General features: G+C 72.9%; 19 protein-coding genes. 6 read left to right on the top strand and 13 right to left on the bottom strand.

The window, feature by feature from the left end; all coding sequences use genetic code 11:
• Position 1 precedes the first annotated feature (1 nt).
• Positions 2 to 2,602, top strand: a complete 2,601-nt coding sequence (locus ABIA38_RS37060; RefSeq protein ID WP_424643366.1) for a right-handed parallel beta-helix repeat-containing protein — start codon at positions 2 to 4, stop codon at positions 2,600 to 2,602.
• A gap of 60 nt (positions 2,603 to 2,662) precedes the next feature.
• Complete coding sequence (locus ABIA38_RS37055; protein ID WP_424643365.1) at positions 2,663 to 3,838, top strand: hypothetical protein; 1,176 nt, start codon at positions 2,663 to 2,665, stop codon at positions 3,836 to 3,838.
• A gap of 97 nt (positions 3,839 to 3,935) precedes the next feature.
• On the opposite strand, the gene ABIA38_RS37050 is transcribed toward ABIA38_RS37055, so the two are convergent.
• Both ABIA38_RS37050 and ABIA38_RS37045 read right to left on the bottom strand, forming a co-directional pair.
• Positions 3,936 to 5,765, bottom strand: a complete 1,830-nt coding sequence (locus ABIA38_RS37050) for a serine/threonine-protein kinase (protein WP_424643364.1) — start codon at positions 5,763 to 5,765, stop codon at positions 3,936 to 3,938.
• Positions 5,766 to 5,866: 101 nt separating this feature from the next.
• On the bottom strand, positions 5,867 to 6,661 hold the full coding sequence (locus ABIA38_RS37045) for an MBL fold metallo-hydrolase (protein WP_424643363.1): 795 nt from the start codon (positions 6,659 to 6,661) through the stop codon (positions 5,867 to 5,869).
• A gap of 574 nt (positions 6,662 to 7,235) precedes the next feature.
• Between ABIA38_RS37045 and ABIA38_RS37040 the strand changes: the two genes are divergently transcribed.
• Complete coding sequence (locus ABIA38_RS37040; protein ID WP_424643362.1) at positions 7,236 to 8,876, top strand: SulP family inorganic anion transporter; 1,641 nt, start codon at positions 7,236 to 7,238, stop codon at positions 8,874 to 8,876.
• Between the two features lie 24 nt (positions 8,877 to 8,900).
• Here the strand turns inward: ABIA38_RS37040 and ABIA38_RS37035 are convergent, their stop codons facing one another.
• The 3 genes from ABIA38_RS37035 to ABIA38_RS37025 form a co-directional block, all read right to left on the bottom strand.
• Positions 8,901 to 9,074 carry a hypothetical protein gene (locus tag ABIA38_RS37035; RefSeq protein WP_424643361.1) on the bottom strand — a complete coding sequence of 58 codons (174 nt, stop codon included), beginning with the start codon at positions 9,072 to 9,074 and terminating at the stop codon, positions 8,901 to 8,903.
• Between the two features lie 110 nt (positions 9,075 to 9,184).
• On the bottom strand, positions 9,185 to 9,883 hold the full coding sequence (locus ABIA38_RS37030) for a glycerophosphodiester phosphodiesterase (RefSeq protein WP_424643360.1): 699 nt from the start codon (positions 9,881 to 9,883) through the stop codon (positions 9,185 to 9,187).
• Positions 9,884 to 9,944: 61 nt separating this feature from the next.
• Entirely contained in the window at positions 9,945 to 10,508 is a 564-nt protein-coding gene (locus ABIA38_RS37025; protein ID WP_424643419.1) for a TetR/AcrR family transcriptional regulator, read from the bottom strand.
• A gap of 208 nt (positions 10,509 to 10,716) precedes the next feature.
• Between ABIA38_RS37025 and ABIA38_RS37020 the strand changes: the two genes are divergently transcribed.
• Positions 10,717 to 11,511 (top strand): SDR family oxidoreductase, encoded by a 795-nt coding sequence (locus ABIA38_RS37020; protein WP_424643359.1) that lies wholly within the window; start codon positions 10,717 to 10,719, stop codon positions 11,509 to 11,511.
• Positions 11,512 to 11,625: 114 nt separating this feature from the next.
• Here ABIA38_RS37020 and ABIA38_RS37015 read toward each other — a convergent pair whose 3' ends face one another.
• The 7 genes from ABIA38_RS37015 to ABIA38_RS36985 all read right to left on the bottom strand — a co-directional run bounded on the left by ABIA38_RS37015 (position 11,626) and on the right by ABIA38_RS36985 (position 17,822).
• The gene (locus ABIA38_RS37015; protein ID WP_424643358.1) at positions 11,626 to 12,705 is read right to left on the bottom strand and encodes an LLM class flavin-dependent oxidoreductase; all 1,080 of its coding nucleotides are present in this window, start codon (positions 12,703 to 12,705) and stop codon (positions 11,626 to 11,628) included.
• The gene (locus tag ABIA38_RS37010; RefSeq protein ID WP_424643357.1) at positions 12,702 to 13,616 is read right to left on the bottom strand and encodes an ABC transporter substrate-binding protein; all 915 of its coding nucleotides are present in this window, start codon (positions 13,614 to 13,616) and stop codon (positions 12,702 to 12,704) included. The genes ABIA38_RS37015 and ABIA38_RS37010 overlap by 4 nt, the downstream gene beginning before the upstream one ends.
• On the bottom strand, positions 13,617 to 14,471 hold the full coding sequence (locus ABIA38_RS37005) for an ABC transporter ATP-binding protein (protein ID WP_424643356.1): 855 nt from the start codon (positions 14,469 to 14,471) through the stop codon (positions 13,617 to 13,619).
• On the bottom strand, positions 14,468 to 15,328 hold the full coding sequence (locus ABIA38_RS37000) for an ABC transporter permease (RefSeq protein WP_424643355.1): 861 nt from the start codon (positions 15,326 to 15,328) through the stop codon (positions 14,468 to 14,470). The genes ABIA38_RS37005 and ABIA38_RS37000 overlap by 4 nt, the downstream gene beginning before the upstream one ends.
• Positions 15,325 to 16,374, bottom strand: coding sequence for an ABC transporter substrate-binding protein (locus tag ABIA38_RS36995; RefSeq protein WP_424643354.1), 1,050 nt, complete (start codon positions 16,372 to 16,374; stop codon positions 15,325 to 15,327). Before ABIA38_RS36995 ends, ABIA38_RS37000 begins: the two co-directional genes overlap by 4 nt.
• Positions 16,367 to 17,524, bottom strand: coding sequence for an ABC transporter substrate-binding protein (locus tag ABIA38_RS36990; RefSeq protein WP_424643353.1), 1,158 nt, complete (start codon positions 17,522 to 17,524; stop codon positions 16,367 to 16,369). Before ABIA38_RS36990 ends, ABIA38_RS36995 begins: the two co-directional genes overlap by 8 nt.
• A 190-nt stretch (positions 17,525 to 17,714) precedes the next feature.
• Positions 17,715 to 17,822, bottom strand: a complete 108-nt coding sequence (locus tag ABIA38_RS36985; protein ID WP_424643352.1) for a putative leader peptide — start codon at positions 17,820 to 17,822, stop codon at positions 17,715 to 17,717.
• Between the two features lie 221 nt (positions 17,823 to 18,043).
• On the opposite strand from ABIA38_RS36985, the gene ABIA38_RS36980 reads away from it, so the two are divergent.
• Positions 18,044 to 18,898, top strand: a complete 855-nt coding sequence (locus ABIA38_RS36980) for an IclR family transcriptional regulator (RefSeq protein WP_424643351.1) — start codon at positions 18,044 to 18,046, stop codon at positions 18,896 to 18,898.
• A gap of 14 nt (positions 18,899 to 18,912) precedes the next feature.
• Here ABIA38_RS36980 and ABIA38_RS36975 read toward each other — a convergent pair whose 3' ends face one another.
• Positions 18,913 to 19,428 carry a hypothetical protein gene (locus ABIA38_RS36975; RefSeq protein ID WP_424643350.1) on the bottom strand — a complete coding sequence of 172 codons (516 nt, stop codon included), beginning with the start codon at positions 19,426 to 19,428 and terminating at the stop codon, positions 18,913 to 18,915.
• A gap of 194 nt (positions 19,429 to 19,622) precedes the next feature.
• Between ABIA38_RS36975 and ABIA38_RS36970 the strand changes: the two genes are divergently transcribed.
• On the top strand, positions 19,623 to 20,237 hold the full coding sequence (locus tag ABIA38_RS36970; RefSeq protein ID WP_424643349.1) for a CGNR zinc finger domain-containing protein: 615 nt from the start codon (positions 19,623 to 19,625) through the stop codon (positions 20,235 to 20,237).
• Positions 20,238 to 20,347: the final 110 nt, after the last annotated feature.

Raw genomic sequence — 20,347 nt, 5'->3', positions numbered from 1 at the left:
CATGTCGAGCGTCGACCCCCGAACGGGCGGCCACCCCGCGACCGAGGTCCGAGTGGCCGCGCGCGGCCGGGGCGCGCATCGCCGGATCGCGGACGCGGTCCGGGCCGCCGCGCCCGGCGCGACCGTGCTGATCGAGGCCGGCCACTACACCGAATCCCTGCTGCTGGACCGGTCGGTGACGCTGCGTCCGGAACCGGGCGGCGGCGAGGTCGTACTGACCGCGACCGATTCGGGTCCGGCGCTCACCGTGGACGCGGCGGACTGCGCGGTGCGCGGACTGAGCGTGCACGGCGCGGGCACCGACACGCCGGCGATCAGCGTGGGCCCGGGCGCCGGTCTGATCGTCGCCGACTGCACGGTGGGCGGCGGCCGGATCGAGGTACGCGGCGGGCCGGACCGGGACGAAGAGGCGGGCGCCGACCCGGACTTCGAGGTGTCCCCGACCGCCGCCGGCACCACCTCGGCGCTGCTCCTGACCGGAACTCGGGTGGTCGGCGCCCGACTTGCCGGGCTGCACGTATCGGGCGACGCCCGGGCCCGGGTCGAGGACGTCGAGGTGAGCACGATCGAGGGCACCGGGATCGTCGTCTCGGGCAGCGCGCGCGTGGGCATCGCGCGACTGCGCCTGGCCGCCACCTCGGGCTCCGGAATCCGGGTGCGCGGGCGGGCCGTATTGCGGCTGAGCGATTCGGTACTGCACGGTTGCGGACGGGTGGGCCTGCTGTTGGAGGACGCCTCCTCGGCCGCCGCGAGCGAGAGCCGGGTCAGCGCGCCGGGCGCGGCCGGCATCCGGCTCGGCGGCAGTGCCCGGGCCGAGTTGACGGACTGTCGGATCCTGGACGCGGCCGCGGCCGGCATCGTCCTCGACGGCACCGCCCGGGTGGTCGCGCAGGGTTGCGCGGTACGCCGCTCGGCAACCAACGGGGTGTTGCTGACCGAGGCCGCGGGCGCCGACCTGACCGACTGCCGGATCCTGGACTCCGGGTTCGGCGCGGTACACGCCGCCGGCACCGCCGTGCTCAAACTGGCCGACTGCCGAGTGCAGGGCACCCCCGAACACGGCGTGCACACCGCGGACACCGCGCGCGCCGAGTTGACCGACTGTACGGTCTCGGCCGCCGCGCTGACCGGGATCGCGGTCACCGGCCGCTCCTCCGCCGCGCTGTCCGGCTGCCTGGTCGCGGACACCACGACCGGGATCGGGATCGGCTCGCCGACCGGATCGCGCGTATCCGGCTGTACGGTTCGCGCGGCCGGGCGCACCGGCATCGAGGTGAGCGGCGAGGGCGTCGCCGAGTTGACCGGCAACCGGGTCACCGGCGCGGGCGCGGCGGGCATCGTCTTCGACGCGGACTCGCGGGCCGAGCTGACCGGCGGCTCGATCGAGGACTGCACCGGCTCGGGCCTGGTGGTGTGGACCGGCGCCCGGCCCACGGTGCACGGGGTGCGGATCGAACGGCCGGGCAAGAACGGGCTGTACGTGGCCGAGCGGGCCGGCGGCACCTTCACGGGCTGCGATGTGATCGGCGCCGGCTATGCCGCGCTGCACGTGGGCGCCGGCGCCGATCCGCTGTTCCACCGCTGCCGGTTGCGCGACTGTACGGACGACCTGAGCACCGAACCGGAGGCCGCGCCGAGGTTCGACGACTGCGACCCCGCACTCGGCGGCGCCCCGGCCGCGGGGCAGCCGGCCACGGCGGCGATGGCGGGCACGGCACCCGCTGCGCCCGCTGTTCCCGCTGGGTCGCTGGTTCCGGATCGGCCCGAGGTGGTCGAGGAGAGCCTGCCCGACCTGATGGCCGAACTGGGCGAACTGGTGGGCCTGGACCGGGTGAAGCGCGACGTCGCGTCGATGGCCAAGCTGATGCAGACGGTGCGACTGCGGGTGGAGGCCGGGTTGCCCGCGCCACCGCTGAGCCGGCATCTGGTCTTCGCGGGCAACCCCGGCACCGGGAAGACCACGGTGGCCCGGCTGTACGGTCGGCTGCTCAAGGCGCTCGGCCTGCTCGGGCACGGCCACCTGGTCGAGGTCGATCGCAGTGCGCTGGTCGGCGAGTATGTCGGGCACACCGGGCCGAAGACCGCCGCCGCGTTCAACCGGGCGATCGGCGGCGTGTTGTTCATCGACGAGGCCTACTCGCTCTCCCCGTTGTCCGGCGGCAACGACTTCGGCGCCGAGGCGATCGCCACGCTGGTGAAGCTGATGGAGGATCACCGCGACGACGTCGTGGTGATCGCGGCCGGCTATCCCGACGACATGGACCGCTTCGTGGCCTCCAACCCGGGACTGGCCTCCCGGTTCACCCGGACCCTGCTGTTCGAGGACTACGACGCCGAACAGCTGGTGGGCATCGTCGAGCATCAGGCCGAACGACACCGCTACGAGCTGAGCCCGGCCGCCCGCGCCGAGTTGCTCGCGCTGTTCGCCGGGATGACCCGCGGCGGCGGCTTCGGCAACGGGCGCTCGGCCCGGCAGGCGTTCCAGGAGATGACGGAACGTCAGGCCGGCCGGGTCGCCGAACTCGACAACCCCGACGCGGCCCAGCTGATCGCCCTGGAGGTCGCGGACCTGCCCGCGTCGCTCGCCGGCGCCGGCGCGTGACCCCCGTTCCCGCCCCGTGCCACCCCCTCCCCTTCCCCGTCCCCGATCCCTGGAGCCTCCGTGTCCACCAAAGGCAACACCCCACCACACAACGGCAGTTCGCCGGACGACCAGTCCGGCTTCGCGGCCGCCTTCGCGCGTCGCCCCGGCAGCGGTGCCCGCGGCCCGGTACCCGGCCTGCGGGTCTGGGGCACCATCGGTGGCGCCGCCGCACTGACCACCGGTGTGCTCGTGCTGGTCCCGCTGCTTGCCGCGCCTAGCGCCGGTACAGCGCCGCGCCGCGACCTCGCGCACGTCGCGAAGGAGGCCGCACTGCCCGGCTCACCCGCCGGGTGGGGCACGCCGGGCAGCGCCGAACCGGCCCCGGTCGAGGGTGTCCCGGTCGGCCCCGACGGCTCCCCCGTGCCGCAGGGCCCGCCCGGCGGCCGACCGGTCGACTACGCCACGGGCACCGGCTCGGGCGGCTCGCTCGCCTACAACGGCGGTGCGGCGGGCGGCAGTTCGGGCGCCGCGCCGGGAGGCGGCGGGGCGGTCGGCGGTGGTGCCGGTGGAGCGGCCGGCGGCGGCGCGGGCGGGGGCGGCGGCTCGACCCCGGGCGGGGCGGGCGGAGCCGGCGGCAACACCCCGACGCCACCCCGGCAATCCGGCCAACCACCCGTGGCCCCGCCCACGAGCGGCAGGCAGCCGATCGCCCCGGCCGCCGGTCCGCAACTGGTCTACACCGGCTATGCCGGCCAGGGTTGCGCCAATTCGGGTACCGGCTTCCGGATCCAGGGTCAATACAGCGACGGCAAGGACGGCTGGTACAAGGTGGGCAGCGGCGGCCTGGGCTCGGCCGGCTGCGGCAACGACTTCTGGGCGATCCCGATGTCCGGCTCCAAGACCAAGGACGACAGCAGCGCGGCCGCCGTCTGGTCGTGGAACGCCGGTGCGGCGGCCAAGAGTTGCTCGGTCCAGGTCTACGTCCCCGGCGGCTCCACCTGGCGCGACGCGGCCGGCAAGCCCGCCTTCTACCAGGTGCTCGACACCGACAACGGCTCGGCCTCGGTGCGCTCCACCTTCACCGTCGACCAGACCGCCCACCGAGGCGCCTGGATCCAGGGCGTGACCCTCCCGGCCAAGGACGGCAAGGTGGTGCTGCGCATGGTCAACCGAGGCGAGGACTGGAACGGCCCCACCAAGACCTACGCCCACCTGGCCGCCGCCCAGGCCAGGCTCCTCTGCTACGACCGCTGAACGACGTCGGCGACGTGGCCTGCCCGGCCCGGTTCGGCTCGGCCGATCCGGGCCGGACGGGCCGGGCGGGCCGGTCCCGGCGCCGCCGGCCCGCCGCTCAGCGCGGGTACAGCTTGACCACCTTGCCGTCCAGGTCGGCCCGCAGATAGCCGGACCCGTAGTTGTCGCCGACGTAGATCTTCAGCGACGCCACCCGGTCGATCAGGCCGAGGTCCACGATCAGGTAATGGCTCTTGGGCGTGGTGATGCCGAGTTCCTTGTCGGCTCTGGCGATCAGGGCCGGCAGTGCGTCCCAGTTGATCTTCGTGAGGTCGATCGTCTTGTCGTCCCGGTCGGTGCTGCCGGAGCCCGAACTCTTCTCGGTGACCCCATCGCGGTAGGTGAAGCGGTCGTACAGGCGGGCGTTGCCGGCGACCGGCGCGTTGATCGAGGCGTGCGTGTCGTACACGTCCAGTGCCTTGACCCTGGTCCCGCCGAGCGTCGGCGCCATCTTGTCGATCAGGTCACGGATGCCCGCCGGGGTGAGCAGGTTCACCGCGTCGGCGGCGGGCTTCGTCGGCGTGGTCGTCGCCGATCCGCTCGCGGTGGCGTCCACGGGCGGCGGCTTCGGCCCGACCGGCGCGCCGGTCGGGCCGAGCGAGGCCGGTCGGTCGGCCGCGGTCGAGTCGCGCTCGTCGCTGTGCACCCGGACCTGGGACACCAGCACGAGCGTGACCACCGTGCCGACCAGGGCCGTGGCGATCACCGATGCGCCGATGACCCGATTCCGCTGGGCACGTTGGCGGGCCGCCGACTCGGGGGCGGGCGGGGTGTACAGCGGACCATACGGCGAGGACGGCGGAGGCGGCGTCGACGCGGACGCGGCTTCCTCCCGATCCGCCGACGACGCCGACGGCGCCGACGCCGGCCACACGCCGGACGCCGATTCCGCCGCGATCCGATCCGCCCCCGACCAGGCCGGCCCGCCGTCGACGGCCCGCCCGCCGTCGGCCGCCTTCCCCCCACCCAGGTCGGCCGGCTGCCAGGCCAGTGCCTCCGCGACCGGCAGGGTCGATGTGGTGTGCTGCGAAGTGGGCCGGGCCGTGGGATCACCCGCCGCCTCGGCGAGCAGCCGGTCCAGCCGAGCCGCGTCCGGCCGGGCCACCGGGTCCCGCACCAGCAGCGCGTCCAGCGCCGGCCGCAGGGCCCCGGCGCGCGTCGGCGGCGGCATCGTCTCGGTCAACACCGCGGCCAGCGTTGCCAGACTGGTCGCCCGGCGCAGCGGATGTTCGCCCTCCACGGCGACGTACAACATCATCCCGAGCGACCACAGGTCGGATGCCGCGTTGTCCTCTTCGCCGCGAATCCGCTCCGGCGCGATGTATTCCGGCGAACCGATCAGGTCGCCGGTCGCGGTCAGGCTGGTGGACTCGCGCAGCGCGGCGATGCCGAAGTCGGTCAGCACCGGGCTGCCGTCGGCGCGCAGCAGCACATTGCCCGGCTTGACGTCGCGGTGGTGGATGCCGGCGGCGTGCGCGGCGGTGAGCGCGGACAGTACGCCGCGGCCGATCGCGGCGGCCTCCGCCGGCGGGATCGGCCCGGCCGCCAACCGGTCGTGCAGCGAGCCGCCGGGGACCAGTTCCATCACCAGCCACGGATGCGGCACCTCGGCGGCATCCACGATGTGATGGATCGTCACCACGTTGGGGTGGTTCAGCCGGGCCAGCGACCTGGCCTCGCGCAGCACCCGCTCGCGCAACATGCGCGCGGCGGTCGGCGCCTCCTCGAGCAGCGCGGGGTCCGGCGGCCGGACCTCCTTGAGCGCGACCTCACGTTCCAGTGCCAGGTCGCGCGCCCGCCAGACCAGGCCCATGCCGCCACCACCGAGCCGCTCAAGCAGCTCGAAACGGCCGTCGATCACGCGTCTGCCAGGTATGCCCGGGGTCATGCGGCACACCCTACAAATCCGCACTCCCACGACGGGAGCCGGCGGCCGGATCGTGGGTGTATCCCTCACCCGGAGCCGAAGCGGCGATACCCGGCGCGGCTCTACACCGCGACGAACCGCCGAGGCCCGTCGGTGCTGATCACCCGCCCGAAGCGCAGGTCCGGGAAGTGGGCGGCGGCGACCAGGTCCTCGGTGTCGGCCACCTCGTCGGCGATCCGGTTGCGCACCGCGGAGGCGGCCACCGGGTCGATGTCCCAGATCACCTGCCAGTCCCGTTCGGACAGCTGTACCACCGAGTGCGCGACATCGCCGAGCAGCAGCGCCCGCTGTCCGCCGGCCGAGACCACGTAGATCGTCGTCCCGGGGGTATGGCCGGGGACGTGCCGCGCGTCCAGGCCCGGCGCGACGGTGAAATCGGTGTCGAACAGTGCCAACTGGGGCTCGATCGGGGTGAGTTTGTCGATCGCGGCGGCCGTCGCGGTGGGGCCGGTGACGAAGTACTCCCAGTCGGCCCGATGCGCCCGGTGGGTGGCGTTGGGAAAGACGACGCGGCCGTCCTGGCTGGCCCAGCCGACGTGGTCGAAGTGCAGGTGGGTGAAGACGACGTCGGTCACGTCGCCGGGCGTGATGCCGTGCGCGTGCAACGAGGCGAGCAGGTTCCCACCCACGTACGTGCCGTACTCCCCGGCGCCGATCCCCGCGTCCACGAGCACCACCCGGTCACCGGTACGAACGCAGAATCCACCGAGCGGCAACTCCAACGTCCCGTCGGCGCCCAGGTGTTCGGCATGACAGGCCCACGGATCCGCGACCCCGGGCCGGCCCAGAATCTCGGCGGCGACCTCCACGCCCACCCCGTCCCGGACCGGGATCACCTCGATGTCCCCAACCTTCATTCGCACACCACCCGAGTCGTCGTACCGAAAGCCACCCGACCACCGGCCAACCAACCACACCGACCCGGTATTCCCGGCGGCGACCCGCCCGGCCGCGCGCCCGACGGCGCACGTGCAGGCGGGCCCGCCCCCATCGACCGCCGACTCCCCCTACTACCCCCATCCTCTGCCGCCCGCCCTGTCGTTCGCCGGTCGAACAGCAGGGCGGGTGGGCCGAGTTGCCCCGATCAACGCGGTGTGTGATGGATGTAGGACTATCAGTCATTTTTATCATCGGATGTTGTTAGGGTGGCCTTGGTAGCTGCTGATCCCGATTTGGGAGATATGGCTGCCGTTTGTGTGCGCGCTTGCGCCGGTGGGTGATCCGGGGCCGGCCTCGGGCGCGCCATCGCACGCATCGCACGGGCATCGAATGGGCGAGGGCCGCGGGCGTGGGTCGGCTCGGGTGACGAGGGGTCAGGGGGCGTTGATGGGCGCGTTGTTCAGGCGTTGGCGAGGCGGACGGGGTCGATCGTGGGGATGGGGATCCGGTCGGGTCGGCGGGTTGTTGCCGGGGGCCTCGGATCTGATCGCGATGCGGCGTGCGCCGGGGCGGGATCTGGTGGCCGGATTGACCGTCGCGGTGGTCGCGTTGCCGCTGGCGCTGGCGTTCGGGGTGGCGTCCGGCGTCGGGGCGCAGGCCGGGTTGGTGACCGCCGTGGTCGCGGGTGCCCTGGCGGCGGTGTTCGGCGGGTCCAACCTCCAGGTGTCCGGGCCGACCGGGGCGATGACCGTGGTCCTGGTCCCGGTGGTGCAACGGCACGGCACCGACGGCGTGTTGATGGTGGGTCTGCTGGCCGGCCTGTTGCTTGTCCTGGTCGCGGTACTCCGTCTGGGCCGGGCCGCGAAGTACCTGCCGCTCCCCGTCGTCGAGGGCTTCACCGCCGGCATCGCGGTGGTCATCGCCCTCCAGCAGGTGCCCGCCGCGTTGGGCGCGGCCGGCGAGGGCGAGAAGGTGTGGCAGGTCGCCGCGCACGCCGGCGTCCGGTTCCTCGAACACCCCGACGCCGACGCCCCCGTGATGGCCCTCGGCGTGGCCGTACTGCTCCTGGTCGGCGCCCGCCGGCGGCCGGGCGTACCGTTCTCCCTGCTCGCGGTCGCCGCCGCGACCCTGCTGGCCGAGGCCCTGCCCGGCCTCGACGTGGCCCGGATCGGCGAGTTACCCAGCGGCCTGCCCGCCCCTTCCCTGGCCTTCCTCGACCCCTCGATGCTGGTCGCCCTCCTGCCCTCGGCGCTGGCCGTGGCCGCCCTCGCCGGCCTCGAATCCCTCCTGTGCGCAAGCGTGGCCGACGGCATGACCACCGGCCAACGACACGACCCCGATCGCGAACTCTTCGGCCAGGGCCTGGCCAATCTGGCCACCCCGCTGTTCGGCGGCGTACCGGCCACGGCGGCCATCGCCCGCACCGCGGTCAACGTCCGCGCCGGCGCGTCCTCCCGGTTGGCCGCGCTCACCCACGCCGTCGTGCTCGCCGGGATCGTCTTCAGCGCGGCCGGCCTGGTCGCCCGCATCCCGCTGCCCGCACTCGCCGGCGTCCTGCTCGCCACCTGCGTCCGGATGGTCCAGGTCGCCACGCTCACCGCGCTGGCCCGGTCCACCCGCGCCGACGCCGCCGTACTCGCCGTCACCTTCGTGGTCACCGTCGCCGTCGACCTGGTCACCGCCGTGGTGATCGGGATCGCCCTGGCCGGCGTCCTGGCGCTGCGCCAGGTCACCCACTCGGCCCGCCTGGAGCCGCTACCACTCCCCGCAGCCGAGCACGTCGAAAACGCCGACAAACCCGCTGATGACGCCGAGAAGGCCGAACCCGCCGCCCCGACCGAACACGTCGCCGTGTTCCGCCTCGACGGCCCCCTCTTCTTCCCGGCCGCACACCGCCTGTTGACCCGCCTGTCCGAGGTCGACGGCGTCCAGGTGGTGGTTCTGCGGATGTCCCGGGTCACCGCGATCGACGCGACCGGCGCCGCCGTACTGGGCGAGGCGATCACCGAACTGGAGCACCGCGGCGTCACCGTGCTGCTTTCCGGCGTCAAACCGGACCACGAGCACGTGCTGACCGCCCTCGGCATCGCCGAACGGTCGCGCCGGGACCACCCGGTGCTCCCCGACACGCGCGCCGCGATCGCCCACGCCCGCAGCCTGGTTCGGCCCGACGGCGACTACCTGCCGAGGTAGTGGCCTACTTGCCCAGGCAGCGGCCTACTTGCCCAGGTAGTGAAAGGCGAACCAGAAGATGCCGCCGATGATGTGTGTCACGAACAGGAAGAAGCAGAGCCAGATCAGGATCCCCTTCTCGGTCTGCTTCTGGGTCTCCCGAGGCCGCTGCGGCACCACCGCGGGCGGCGGCGCGGGCTCCGGGGTCGGTTCGGTCATCACGGATCCTCGAATCGGGGTGTCGAACAAGGCGGCGTGCCCGGCCGAAACACCAGCGAGGCGCCCAACCAAGGTAACCGCCGCCGACGCCCCCACCGCGCCCACCCCGCTCAGCCCCGGCCGGCCGCCGCCAGCACTCCAAGGAGTCGCCCGATCCGATTGCTGATGATCATGTCGACACCCATGTCCACCAGCCGCCGCATCACCCGGGGCGAATCCACGGTCCAGGCACTCACCCCGTACCCCTCGGCGTGGCACCGCGCCACCGACGCCGCGTCGTACGCCCGCCAGCGCAGATTGATGTACTCCGGCCGCAGCCCACGCAGTACATCCGCACCCGGGACCCGGGCGAACGAGTCGCCGCTGAGTCCGATGTGCGCGTCCGCCGAATGCTCCCGCACCCGGCCCATCGCGACCGGCCCGCCGACGTACAGGATCTGCTCGTTGACCCCGTGCCGGGCCACCGCGTCGACCGCGGGCTCCGCCAGTTCGATCTCGCCGAAGTCGACCATCAGCCCGCCCCCGGTGTCCTTGATCAGCTCCAACGCCTCGTCGAAGCTGGGCACCCGATACTTGCCGCGTCGCCCGATCTCCCGGACCTGAGCCAACGTCAGGTCCCGGACATGTGCGTTGCGCCACCACAACCGGCGCAATGTCGCGTCGTGCAGCAACACCAGATGGCCGTCCCGGGTGATCTCCAGGTCGATCTCGACCAGGTCGGCACCTCGTTCCAGCGCACTCGCCAGTGACGGCAGGGTGTTCTCCCGATAACGCCGGGGGTCGCCTCGGTGGGCCACGGCCAGGGTCACGACAAGCCTCTCGATCGGGGACCGGCGGGCACACCGTACACGGACGCCGGGCGCCCGCAGGTCAGCGCGCCGCGGCCCCGTCCGGCGCGCCGAATCCGCGCAGCAGGGTGTCCACCACCCGGGTCGCGAGCACGTCCGCGTCCTCGCCCCGATCCTCGCGCGCGGCCTCGTGGATCAGCGCGTAGTAGACGCGGCGGGTCCAGTCCAGGTCCACGTCCGGCCGCAACAGCCCGGCGTCCCGGGCCCGCTGGAAGAGGCGATCGCACCGGTCGAGCACATCGGTGTGCACGTGCGCCACCTCCGGATCGTCGGTGCGCAGCGCGTTCATCGCGAAGCCCCACTCGATCTTGACCCGCAGCACATTCGCGGTGACCTGGTACAGCGCCACCGCCGGCGGCGTGGTGTCCGAACGCCCGGACACCACCGCCTCGTGGAACTGCCGGGTGGCCCACCCGGTCATCGCCACGATCAACGCGTCGCGGGTGGCGAACCGTCGGTGCACCGTGGTCCGGGCCACGCCGGCCGCCGTCGCGATCTCCTCCATCGTGGCCGAGGGGTCGGCGCTCAACACCCGCTCGGCCGCCTCCAGGATCGCGCGCGCGGTCCGCTCCGCGTCCGCCCGCATGGGTCGGGCCCGGCCGCTGGTTTCGCCTGTTTTGGAAGTCACGGCACAACCGTACGTCAAAGTCGCCACTCAGCTTCAACTTGCAACACACATGACGCATCTTCTAGATTAAGAGCATCAGCAGAGCAGCATTTCTCTGGCAAAGAGAAGCATTGTGATGCCACTTCAATCGAACTCACGATCCAACGACACCCACTCGGGAGCTTCCATGGACCTGCGCCTCACCGACCGGACCGCCCTCGTCACCGGCGCGAGCCGAGGCATCGGCCTCGCGGTCGTCAGCACGCTCGTCGCCGAGGGGGTCCGGGTCCTGGCCGCGGCTCGCACCATCACCCCCGAGCTGGCCGCGACCGGCGCCCTGACCATGGCCGTCGACCTGGCCGGACCCGACGGCTCGGCCCGGGTGGCCGAACGTGCCGCCGCCGAGTTCGGCCGGCTCGACATCCTGGTCAACAACGTCGGCGGCGGCGACTCCGGCGACGACCAGACCGGCGGCTTCCTGAGCTTCACCGACGAGCAGTGGCTCGCCGCGTTCGAACTGAACTTCCTGGCCGCCGTGCGCACCACGCGCGCCGCGCTCCCCGCGCTCCTCGCCGCCGGCGGCGGCGGCGCGATCGTGAACATCTCCTCGCTCGGCGCCCGGGCACCGCACACCGGGCCGGTGACCTACACCACCGCCAAGGCCGCGCTGACCGCGTTCGGCAAGGCGCTCGCCGAGGAGTTCGGCCCGCAGGGGGTCCGGGTCAACACGGTCTCCCCCGGCCCGGTGCGGACCGCGATGTGGACCGCGGCGGACGGCTACGGTGCCCAACTCGCCGCCCGGATGGGCCTGTCCCACGAGCAACTGCTCGACGTCCTCCCCGGCGCGGCCGGCATGGTCACCGGCCGCTTCGTCGAGCCCGCCGAGGTGGCGACCGCGGTCGCCTACCTGGCCTCCCCACTCGCCGCCGCGGTCACCGGCACGGACCACCTCGTCGACGGCGGCGCCCTCAAGACCGTCTGACCGTCCGACCGCCGGACTGCCGGACCACCGGAGCGTCGGCAACGGCTCGCGGGGCGGTGCCCTCCCCGAGGAAGGCCCCGCCCCGCCGCCAACTTCCGCCTGATGAAGGCCGATTCACCCCACCCGAGGCCGCACCCCGAGCGCCGGCAACACCGTCTCGCCGATCCGGTACGCCTCCTCCAACAGCGGATTGCCGGACAGGATGAACGTATCCACGCCCATCGCCTCGAACTCCTGCAACCGCTCGATCACCTGGGCCGTGCTGCCCACCACGGCCGTGCCCGGCCCGGGCCGGAACAGCCCCATCCCGGGCCAGAGGTTCGGGTGGACCTCCAACTCCCGGGCCCGGGCCGGCACCCGGCCGCCGTGCTGGCGGAACTGCCGCTCCCAGCCCACCCCGTCCGCGTCCGCCGCCTGGCCCAACTGCCGCGCGTAGGTCGCGTGGCTGGTCACCTCCAGGAGCCGATCGGCCGCCGCCCACGCCTCGTTCTCGGTCTCCCGCACGATCAGGTGCAACCGCAGACCGATCCGCACCGAACGCCCGTACGCGGCCGCCCGTTCGCGCACCCGGTCCAGCTTCTCCCGGAGCAGGTGCGGCGGTTCGCCCCAGGTCAGGTAGACGTCCACATGCTCGGCGGCCATCTCGATGCCGGCCGGCGACGAACCGCCGAACCACATCGGCACATGTCCACCGTCCCGCCGCAACTCGCGCAGCCCGGCGCCCGCCTGCCGCAGGTCGTAGAACTTGCCCTTGTGGTCGAACACCTCGCCGGCGGTCAGCCGCTTGACGATCTGCCAGTATTCGGCGCTGAGTTCGTACCGCTCGTCGTGTTCGAGGTGCAGCCCGTACTCGCGCAGCCCCTCGGTCGAGCCGTTGACCACATTGAAGCGCAACCGCCCCGCGCCGAACAGCGCTTCGAAGCTGAGCGCCATCTTGGCCAGCAGGGTCGGTGCGATCAGCCCCGGATGTACGGCCAGCAGCGGTCGAAAGGTCGGCGCCGCCGCGGCCACGACGCTGCCGAGCGACCACACGTCGTACAGGTCCGTCGCCAGCAGCGCGCCGCTGAACCCCAACCGGTCCACCGCGCCCGCCAGTTGCTGGAGGTAGGCGAGGTCGACCGGTCGCCGACCGGCGGGCTCCCACGGATACGGCCCCTCACGCGGGATCACGTACCACAACACCTCGGTGCTCATCGGCTACCACCGCCCGCCCGCGCGAGCACCCCGGCGACCAGCGGGGTCAGCGCTTCGGCCTGGGCGTCCGCCACCACGACGGGTCGTTCGATGAACCCGTTGAGCGCGAAGATGTCGGCGGCCTCCTGCTGTTCGGCGATGAACGACGCCGGTACCGGCTCCAGGCGCCACGGCAGCACGCCCAGCGCCTCGGCCCAGTCCGCCGCCGAGCCGGGCAGTTCGGCCGCGTGCAGCCGGGCCGCCTCCGCCACGTTCGCCGCCGCCCACTCGTCGGCCTCGCGCAGCGCGGCCACCACCACGGCGACCAGCTCGGGGTGTTCGGTCACGAACGCGCGGCTCGCGAAGAACACCGACCGGTCGGTGATCACCTCGCCGACCCGGTGCAACACCCGAAGACCGGGTTCACGCCGCGCGGCGGCCAGTTCGGGGCCCTGGGCGACCCAGCCGGCGATCTCGCCGGAACGCAGCCGGGCGGCCTGGTCCTGCCCGGCCGCGGGCCGGACCGGGGTGATGTCGTCGCGGTAGGACAGGCCCACGTCGTTCAGCGCCTTCGCCACGAAGTGGGTCTGCCAGGACCCGATGCTCAGCACGACCGTGCCGCCCCGCAGGTCCGCCGGCGTGCGTACCGGACCCTCGTCGGCGACCAGCAATGCGCCGTGCTCGGGGCGCGGCTCGGACACCGCGACATAGACCAGGTCGTGGCCCTGCGCCTGCCCGACGATCGGCGGCGTCGAGCCGGTCCCGCCGAAGTCGATGGTGCCGTCGCCGAGCAACTCGCCCACCCGCGTGCCCTCGACGGGCACCCACTCCACACGTTCCCCGAGCGGTTCGAGGGTGCGCTCCAGAATGCCGAGGCGGGCGAGCAGGTACAACGACGGGTTGCTGCCGTGGACACCGATGGTGACGGTCATTCAGATCACTCCGGACGAGGACGAGACGGTAACGGACGGCGCGGGTGACGCAGGAGAGGCGGAAGACGCGGGAGACGCGGGAGAAACACAGGGAACCGAGTCGACCGAGGCACCAGGGGCCGCGGACACCTCGGCCGAGGCTTGCGGCTCCGGCGTACGGACGCCCAGATCGGCGAGCAACCGCCGACGCAGCGCCGCGAACGCCGGGTCGGTGGGGTCGCGCGGGCGGTCCACGGCGACGATCTCGTCGGTGACCAGATTCCCGTCCCGCAACACCGCGACCCGGTCGGCGAGCCGGATCGCCTCCTCGACGTCGTGCGTGACCAGGAGCACGGCGGGCCGATGCACCCGGCACAACTCGCCGACCAGGTCCTGCATCCGCATCCGGGTGAGCGCGTCCAGCGCCGCGAACGGCTCGTCCAGGAGCAGCAGTTCCGGTTCGCGGACCAGTGCCCGGGCGAGCGCGACCCGCTGTGCCTCGCCGCCGGACAACGTCGCCGGCCACGCCTGGGCGTGCCCCTCCAGGCCGACCTCGGTCAGTGCCCGCAGGCCGATCTCGCGGGTGGCCCGACCCCTGGGCAGCCCGACCACGACATTGGCCAACACCCGCTTGGACGGCACCAATCGCGGCTCCTGAAAGACGATCGTGCGGGCCTCGGGGACCAGCACCATGCCGCCGTCGCAACGATCGAGCGCGCCGAGGATCCGCAGCAGCGTGGTCTTGCCGGTGCCGCTCGCGCCGAGCAGCGCGACGAACTCGCCGCGCGCGATGTCCAGATCGACCCCGTCCAGGACGGCGCGGGGGCCGAACACCCGCCGCAGGCCGGCCAGGTGTACCGCGATGTCGGCGCTCATCGGCCCGCCCCCTGACCCTGGCCGCGCCACGGCATCAGAACCCGCTCCAGGATCCGCACGAGCACGTCCGCGAACAGCCCGAGGACCGCGTAGACCAGGATGCAGACGGTCAGGATGTCGGTCCGCGAGAAGCTCTGCGCCTGGCTCATCAGATAGCCGATCCCGGCCGTGGAGTTGATCTCCTCGGCCGCGATCAGCGCGATCACGCTCAGTGTCATGGACAGGCGCAGCCCGGAGAGCAGTGCGGGCAGCGCGCCCGGCAGGACCACCTCGCGGACCAGGGCGATCCGGCCCACCCCGAAGCTGCGCATCGCCTCGACCACCTTACGATCCACGTTGCGCACCCCGCCGGAGGCGGAGACGTACATCGGAAACGCGGTGGCGACCGCGATCAGGATCACCCGGGCCGACTCGCCGATCCCGAACCACACCATGAACAGCGGGACCAGCGCGAGGAAGGGCACCGTGCGCAACAACTGCACGGAGGAATCGAGCAGTTCCTCGCCGAGTCGGGAGAACCCGGTGAGTACGCCCAGGGTCAGTCCGATGGTCAGTCCGAAGACCAGGCCCAGCCCGGCTCGGCCGAGGGATACCCGCAGCGCGTCCGGGAGTTGGCCGTTGTCCCACATCTCGCGAGCGGCGCGGAACACGTCCGCGGGCGAGCCGAGCAGGTCCGGGCTCAGCGCGCCGCTGTGCGCGGCCCACGTCCACCCGCCGAGCAGCGCGAGCGGGCCGATCGCGCGCAGTGCGGGACCGAGGAAGCGCGGCCGGGGCCGGGGGATGCGCGGACGCGGGGTGACCAGACCGGGATACTCGCGCGCGCTCGGTTCGGCGTGCACCGCTGTGGGCGCGCTCATCCCGCCGCTCCCGGCAGGGAGTCGACATCCAGCAGATGCGGCTTGACGTCGACCAGGGCCGGGGTGACCTTCTGCTCCAGGAAGAACCGGGCGACCTTGCCGAAGCGGTCCACGTCGGCGGGCCTGATCGGCTCGACGGTCGCGCCCTGCCTGGTGAAGTCGATCTGGATGCGCTTGGGTTCGGCGCCGTACGCGGTGGGGCCGGAGTCGGTGAAGACGTTGATGTACGCGGCGGGGTCGGCGAGTTCCCTGGTGCCGGCGTCGTGCAGGTAGGCGTAGAACGCCTTGATCACGTCGGGGTGTTTGTCCGCGAACGCATTGCGCACCGCCCACACCGAGTAGTTGTCCGAGCCGAGTGCCCGGCCGTCGGCCAGGAACCGGGCGTTGCCGGAGGCCAGCGCGGGCACCGAGTAGGTGGCCCAGGTCGCCCACGCGTCGACCTGACCGGCGCTGAACACGGGTGCGGTCTGGTCGGCCCGCAGATAGACCCGCTCGACCTTGTCGGCCGGGATCCCCGCCTGCCGGAGCGCGGCCAGCAGCAGGTACTCGCTGGTGCCGCCCTGCGAGCAGGCCACCTTCTTGCCGACCAGGTCCTGGATCGAGTGGATCTTCGAGTCGCTCTTCACCAGGATGCCCTCGCCCGCCAGGTCGGGGGCGGTGGCGCCGAACAACTTGAAGCTCGGCTTCTGGCCGAGCGCGGCCACGGCCGAGGTGATCGAGCCGAGCGCGGCGTCGAGTTGGCCGGCGTTGATCGCCTGCGCGGCGGGCGCGAACGGACCCGCGCTGCCGGTCCAGGCGACCTTGGCGTTGACCTTGGCCAGCGCCGCGTCCAGCGAGCCGTCCTTCTTGCCGCGCGCCAGCACGCCGTTGTTGCCCGGGTCGGGGATGCGCAGGGTGACCCCGGCTTTGCCGTCGCCCGCCGCCGACGTCTTGGCGTCCTTCGTGTCCTTCGCCGAGGAGCCGCAGCCGGTCAGCACGATCAGCGCCGCGCTCGCGAACGCGACGACGGACACCAGGCGGGGACGACGAGGGGACCGGCTACTCATGAGGTGCCTCCACGGTGGATATGCGCAACGATTCCGGCGAAGGTGCGTGCGGGGCGCGGTCGTCGGGGTGGGTGGGGTGGGTGGGCGCGCCGCCGACCCGGTCCGCACCCCGGGCCCGGAGATGCAGCGGCACGCCGGCCGCCGCTACGGCCCGGGCGTCGGCAAGTTCGCGGGCCCGGCGCAGCGGCTCGGGGTCCGCCCAGGCAGGTACGTCCACCGGCCCGGCCAGGAAGCCCTGTTCGAACAGGAAGCGCTCCTGGCGCGCGAGCAGGTCCAGGCGGGTCGCGGACAGGTCGATGCGCAGCGTGTCCGGGCCGAGTTCGCGGTACGCGCCGGCCACCCCGAACGCGCCCGCGCCGGTCTCCGCGCCCAGGATCCGGGCCACCTCGGCGGGATGTCCGGGGGCCCAGTCGGCCGCCTCGACCAGGACCGCGAGGAAGCGGGCGACCAACTCCGGGTGCTGGTCGAGCAGGTCCCGATGCACGGTGATCGGTCGCGGCGTCCCGTTGTTGATCCGGGCCTTCGGGTCCGTCGCCGCGTCCAGGTCGACCGCCACGACCGCGCCGTGCCGGGCCGCCGCCTCGACCGCGAGCGCGCCCTTGACGTAGACCGCGTCCACGTCGCCCCGCCCGAGGGCGGCCAACTCGGCCTCCCACTGCCCGATCCCGCGCGCCGCCGGCACCTCGACCAGCCGGGCGTCGGCCAATCCGGCGCCGGCCAGGGACAGTGCGCCGGCGAAGCCGTGCAGGGCCATCGCCCGCCAGAAGTCGATCGTGATCTCGTGCCGGGGTATCGCCAGTCGCAGACCGGGCAACTGCTCGGGGGCGGCGATCGTGCTGTCCGCCCGGACCAGGATCGCCTGGCGCTCCTCGATCCAGGTCAGCCCGACCAGCCGGGTCGCCTCACCGCGCGAACGGGCCCACAACGCGGGCACATTGCCGCCCTCGCGAAACAATCCGGGCAGGGCGTGGGTGTAGTGGTGATCGGCGGCGACATCGGCCGAGACGTCCTGGAGCGAGCGCACGGTGATCCCCTCGGCCGCGAACTCCGCGCCGAGCAGGCCCAGATCGGCCGCGATGCCGGTGGCGGTGGGGACGGGACAGCGGGTGAACCACAGCTCGTCGGGGCGTGCGCCGGTCACGGCGGTCATGGCGTACTTCCGTTCGCGTTCGTAGCGGATCGCCCCGGGACCGAACCGGTCCGGGCAGCGGAATGAACACAGAAGGGTGGCGAGAACCTACGCGACAGCGGCATCGGGATCGGGGCGCATGGCGCGGATCACCCGATCGAGCAGCGGCCTACCGAAGGCGCAGGGCGCCGGGCGCGCAGGTGGGGGTGGGTCAGCGACAGCCGGCGCTGGAAACGCGCGCGAGGTCGATGTGCCGACGGCTCGTGAGCAGCGCCCGGGCGGTGGAGAGCGGCGCGGTGTACAACGCGACTGCGGACACGCGGGCCTCCCTCTCGGCATCGTCGGGCATCGGCGCACCGGCACGGAAGGGCGCCGGCGCACCAAATGGTGCATCGGGTGGATCCTGGCACGATCCGCCCCACCCGATCAAACCTTCCCACGATGTGGGATCCAGGCTCGCCCATCGGGGCATCCCGTGGCGCCGAGTCGTCCACCCGCTTGCCGTATGGTGAAAACCGCCTGTCGAACGGTGAGTTGGGGATGCCAGTGGAGATTCCGGAGGTCTCGGTGGAGACGAACGCGCCGGGCGCGACGAGCGACTCACGCGCCACCGCGGCGCCGTCGGGCGCGCAGGCCGTGCAGCGTGCCCTGGGCATCCTGCACTGCTTCCGCGCCACCGGCAGCGACCTGAGCGCGTCCGACATCGCCCGCCGGATGGGCCTGTCCGTGTCCACCGCGCACCGCCTGGCCCGCACCCTGGTGGGGGCCGGATTCCTCGACCAGGACGACCGCACCAGTCGCTACCGGCTCGGCCCGGTGGTCGCCGAGCTGGGCCTGCTGGCCTACCACCAGCGCGGTCTGCACCACGCGGCGCCGGAGTTGGAGCAGTTGTCCCGGCGTACCTCGGCAACCTCCGACCTGGCCATCCGCAGCGGCCGGCACGCACTGGTCCTGGTCGGCAGTTCGGTCCAGCCCGGCACCGGCCTGGGGCTGCGCCGACCGCTGCACTCCACCGCGCTCGGCAAGGTGTTGCTGGCCTGGGCCGACCCGGCGGACGGCGGCCTGGAACCACTGCTCCCGCTCGCCCCGCAGACCGAACGTACGATCGTCGACCCGGTCGCGCTGCGCGCCCAACTCGACGCGGCGCGCGCGATCGGCTACGCGCTCAACGACGGCGAGTCGGTACCCGGGGTACGCACCCTGGCCGTGCCGATCCTGAACCGGGCCGGCCACGCGCACGCCGCGCTCGCCGTACGATCCACCCCCGCCGTGATGACCGACGAGCGCATCGCGTGGTTTCGCGACCGGGCCCAGGCCTGCGCCGACGCGCTGGAGGTATTGCTGCTCCCGCCGCACCGCCGCCGGTTGCGCGAGTCCGGCCTGCCCGGCGAATAGGCGAACAGGCGCCGTCAGGCCGCCGCGACCAGCGCGTTTCGACCCAGGACCCGGGTCCGCGTGCCGGTGACCACCGGCGCCGGCCCGGCCGGCTCGGGTCGGGCGAACACCGCGAGCCGCAGGAAGACGAATCGGGCCAGACCGGCCAGGCCCGACGCGGTGAGGTAGGTGCCCTGTTCGACCATGATGCTCGGCGCGTGCTGCACCGCGTGCAGCCCGAGCATCGCCGCCGTGGTGAACAGGTAGGCCACGAACGCCGAACCGCCCGCCTGGAAGTGCGCCGTGAGGCCGGCCCGGCCGGCCCGGAAGGCGAATCGGCTGTGCAATTCGGTGGCCGCTATCGTGCCGATCACGGTGACCAGCGCATTGGCGAGCACGATGGTGAGGTGGCCGGAGAGGGCGACCAGCGCGGCGCTGGAGGCCAGTCCCGTGCCACCGCCGAAGATCACGAAGCGGGTGAAGGAGGCGACCGTGCCGGGCGTCGACGGCTGGGTGGTGTCCTGGCCTGCGCCCCGGCTGCGGTTGTTCACGTGACTCTCCTCGGCCCCTACGGGCCCGGTCGGCCCGCCGGTACCAACCTAGAGATCGCGCAACACATTCCCCATGGTGCCCACATCCATCTCTTGGTAGGGCTAACCTCACCCTCCACCTACTCCCATAACGGCACAAAAGCACCACCCGCCCACCATCCACATGGATATCCACGCCCGGTAGCATTAGTCCGGTGAGCACAAGAATCGCGGATCTCGGCACCGGCGGCGCACCCCTGCTCGGCGAGCCGCTCCCGGTGGAGCTGACCAACACCCGCTACGCGGTACGCGGCGTGCCGCAGGAGGGGCTGGCCGAGCCCGAGCATCTGGCCGCCTGGCTGCGCGACATCGCCCCGCGCCTGACCACCGCGCCGAGCGAGTCCGCGCTGCTCGCGGCGGACGCGCGCGACCTCGCCGCGGCCCACGAGCTGCGCGCGTGCGTCGCCGCACTGCTCACCGCCGCGATCACCGACACCGTGCCACCCGCCGAGGTCGTCGAGCAGCTCAACGCGCACACCCGCGCGGCGCCGCACTGGCGCGAGCTGACCTGGGCCGGCGCGGGCACCCCCACCGCGGCCACCCGCAGCGGGGCCGCGCCGATCGCCACCGCGCTGGCCGAACTGGCCGGCGCCACGATCGAGCTGCTCGCCGGCCCGGATCGGGCCGAGCTGAGGCCCTGTCACGGTCCGGGCTGCATGCTGCACTTCGTCCGGAACAACCCCCGCCGCGAATGGTGCTCGGCCGGCTGCGGCAACCGGGCCCGGGTGGCCCGGCACTACCAGCGCACCAAGGGCACGCCCCCGATGTAACCGTCGAGGGCGATTGGCGGCGATTCGCGGCAATCGCCGGAGGTACGGCGCAGATAAGGGAAACCCCTGAAGACCGGAACCGCAGGCTCCGACAGACTCTGGGCGAATCC

This window comes from Embleya sp. AB8 (assembly GCF_049739465.1).
Classification (GTDB): domain Bacteria; phylum Actinomycetota; class Actinomycetes; order Streptomycetales; family Streptomycetaceae; genus Embleya.
Note: the sequence above shows the minus strand (reverse complement) of the source record. Positions and strands in the feature narration are given on the sequence as shown.

Coding starts and splice junctions, on each gene's coding strand:
- ABIA38_RS37060 (WP_424643366.1), top strand. CDS start 2: ATGTCGAGCGTCGACCCCCGAACGGGCGGCCACCCCGCGACCGAGGTC.
- ABIA38_RS37050 (WP_424643364.1), bottom strand. CDS start 5,765: ATGACCCCGGGCATACCTGGCAGACGCGTGATCGACGGCCGTTTCGAG.
- ABIA38_RS37045 (WP_424643363.1), bottom strand. CDS start 6,661: ATGAAGGTTGGGGACATCGAGGTGATCCCGGTCCGGGACGGGGTGGGC.
- ABIA38_RS37040 (WP_424643362.1), top strand. CDS start 7,236: ATGCGGCGTGCGCCGGGGCGGGATCTGGTGGCCGGATTGACCGTCGCG.
- ABIA38_RS37035 (WP_424643361.1), bottom strand. CDS start 9,074: ATGACCGAACCGACCCCGGAGCCCGCGCCGCCGCCCGCGGTGGTGCCG.
- ABIA38_RS37025 (WP_424643419.1), bottom strand. CDS start 10,508: ATGCGGGCGGACGCGGAGCGGACCGCGCGCGCGATCCTGGAGGCGGCC.
- ABIA38_RS37020 (WP_424643359.1), top strand. CDS start 10,717: ATGGACCTGCGCCTCACCGACCGGACCGCCCTCGTCACCGGCGCGAGC.
- ABIA38_RS37015 (WP_424643358.1), bottom strand. CDS start 12,705: ATGAGCACCGAGGTGTTGTGGTACGTGATCCCGCGTGAGGGGCCGTAT.
- ABIA38_RS37010 (WP_424643357.1), bottom strand. CDS start 13,616: ATGACCGTCACCATCGGTGTCCACGGCAGCAACCCGTCGTTGTACCTG.
- ABIA38_RS37005 (WP_424643356.1), bottom strand. CDS start 14,471: ATGAGCGCCGACATCGCGGTACACCTGGCCGGCCTGCGGCGGGTGTTC.
- ABIA38_RS37000 (WP_424643355.1), bottom strand. CDS start 15,328: ATGAGCGCGCCCACAGCGGTGCACGCCGAACCGAGCGCGCGCGAGTAT.
- ABIA38_RS36995 (WP_424643354.1), bottom strand. CDS start 16,374: ATGAGTAGCCGGTCCCCTCGTCGTCCCCGCCTGGTGTCCGTCGTCGCG.
- ABIA38_RS36990 (WP_424643353.1), bottom strand. CDS start 17,524: ATGACCGCCGTGACCGGCGCACGCCCCGACGAGCTGTGGTTCACCCGC.
- ABIA38_RS36980 (WP_424643351.1), top strand. CDS start 18,044: ATGCCAGTGGAGATTCCGGAGGTCTCGGTGGAGACGAACGCGCCGGGC.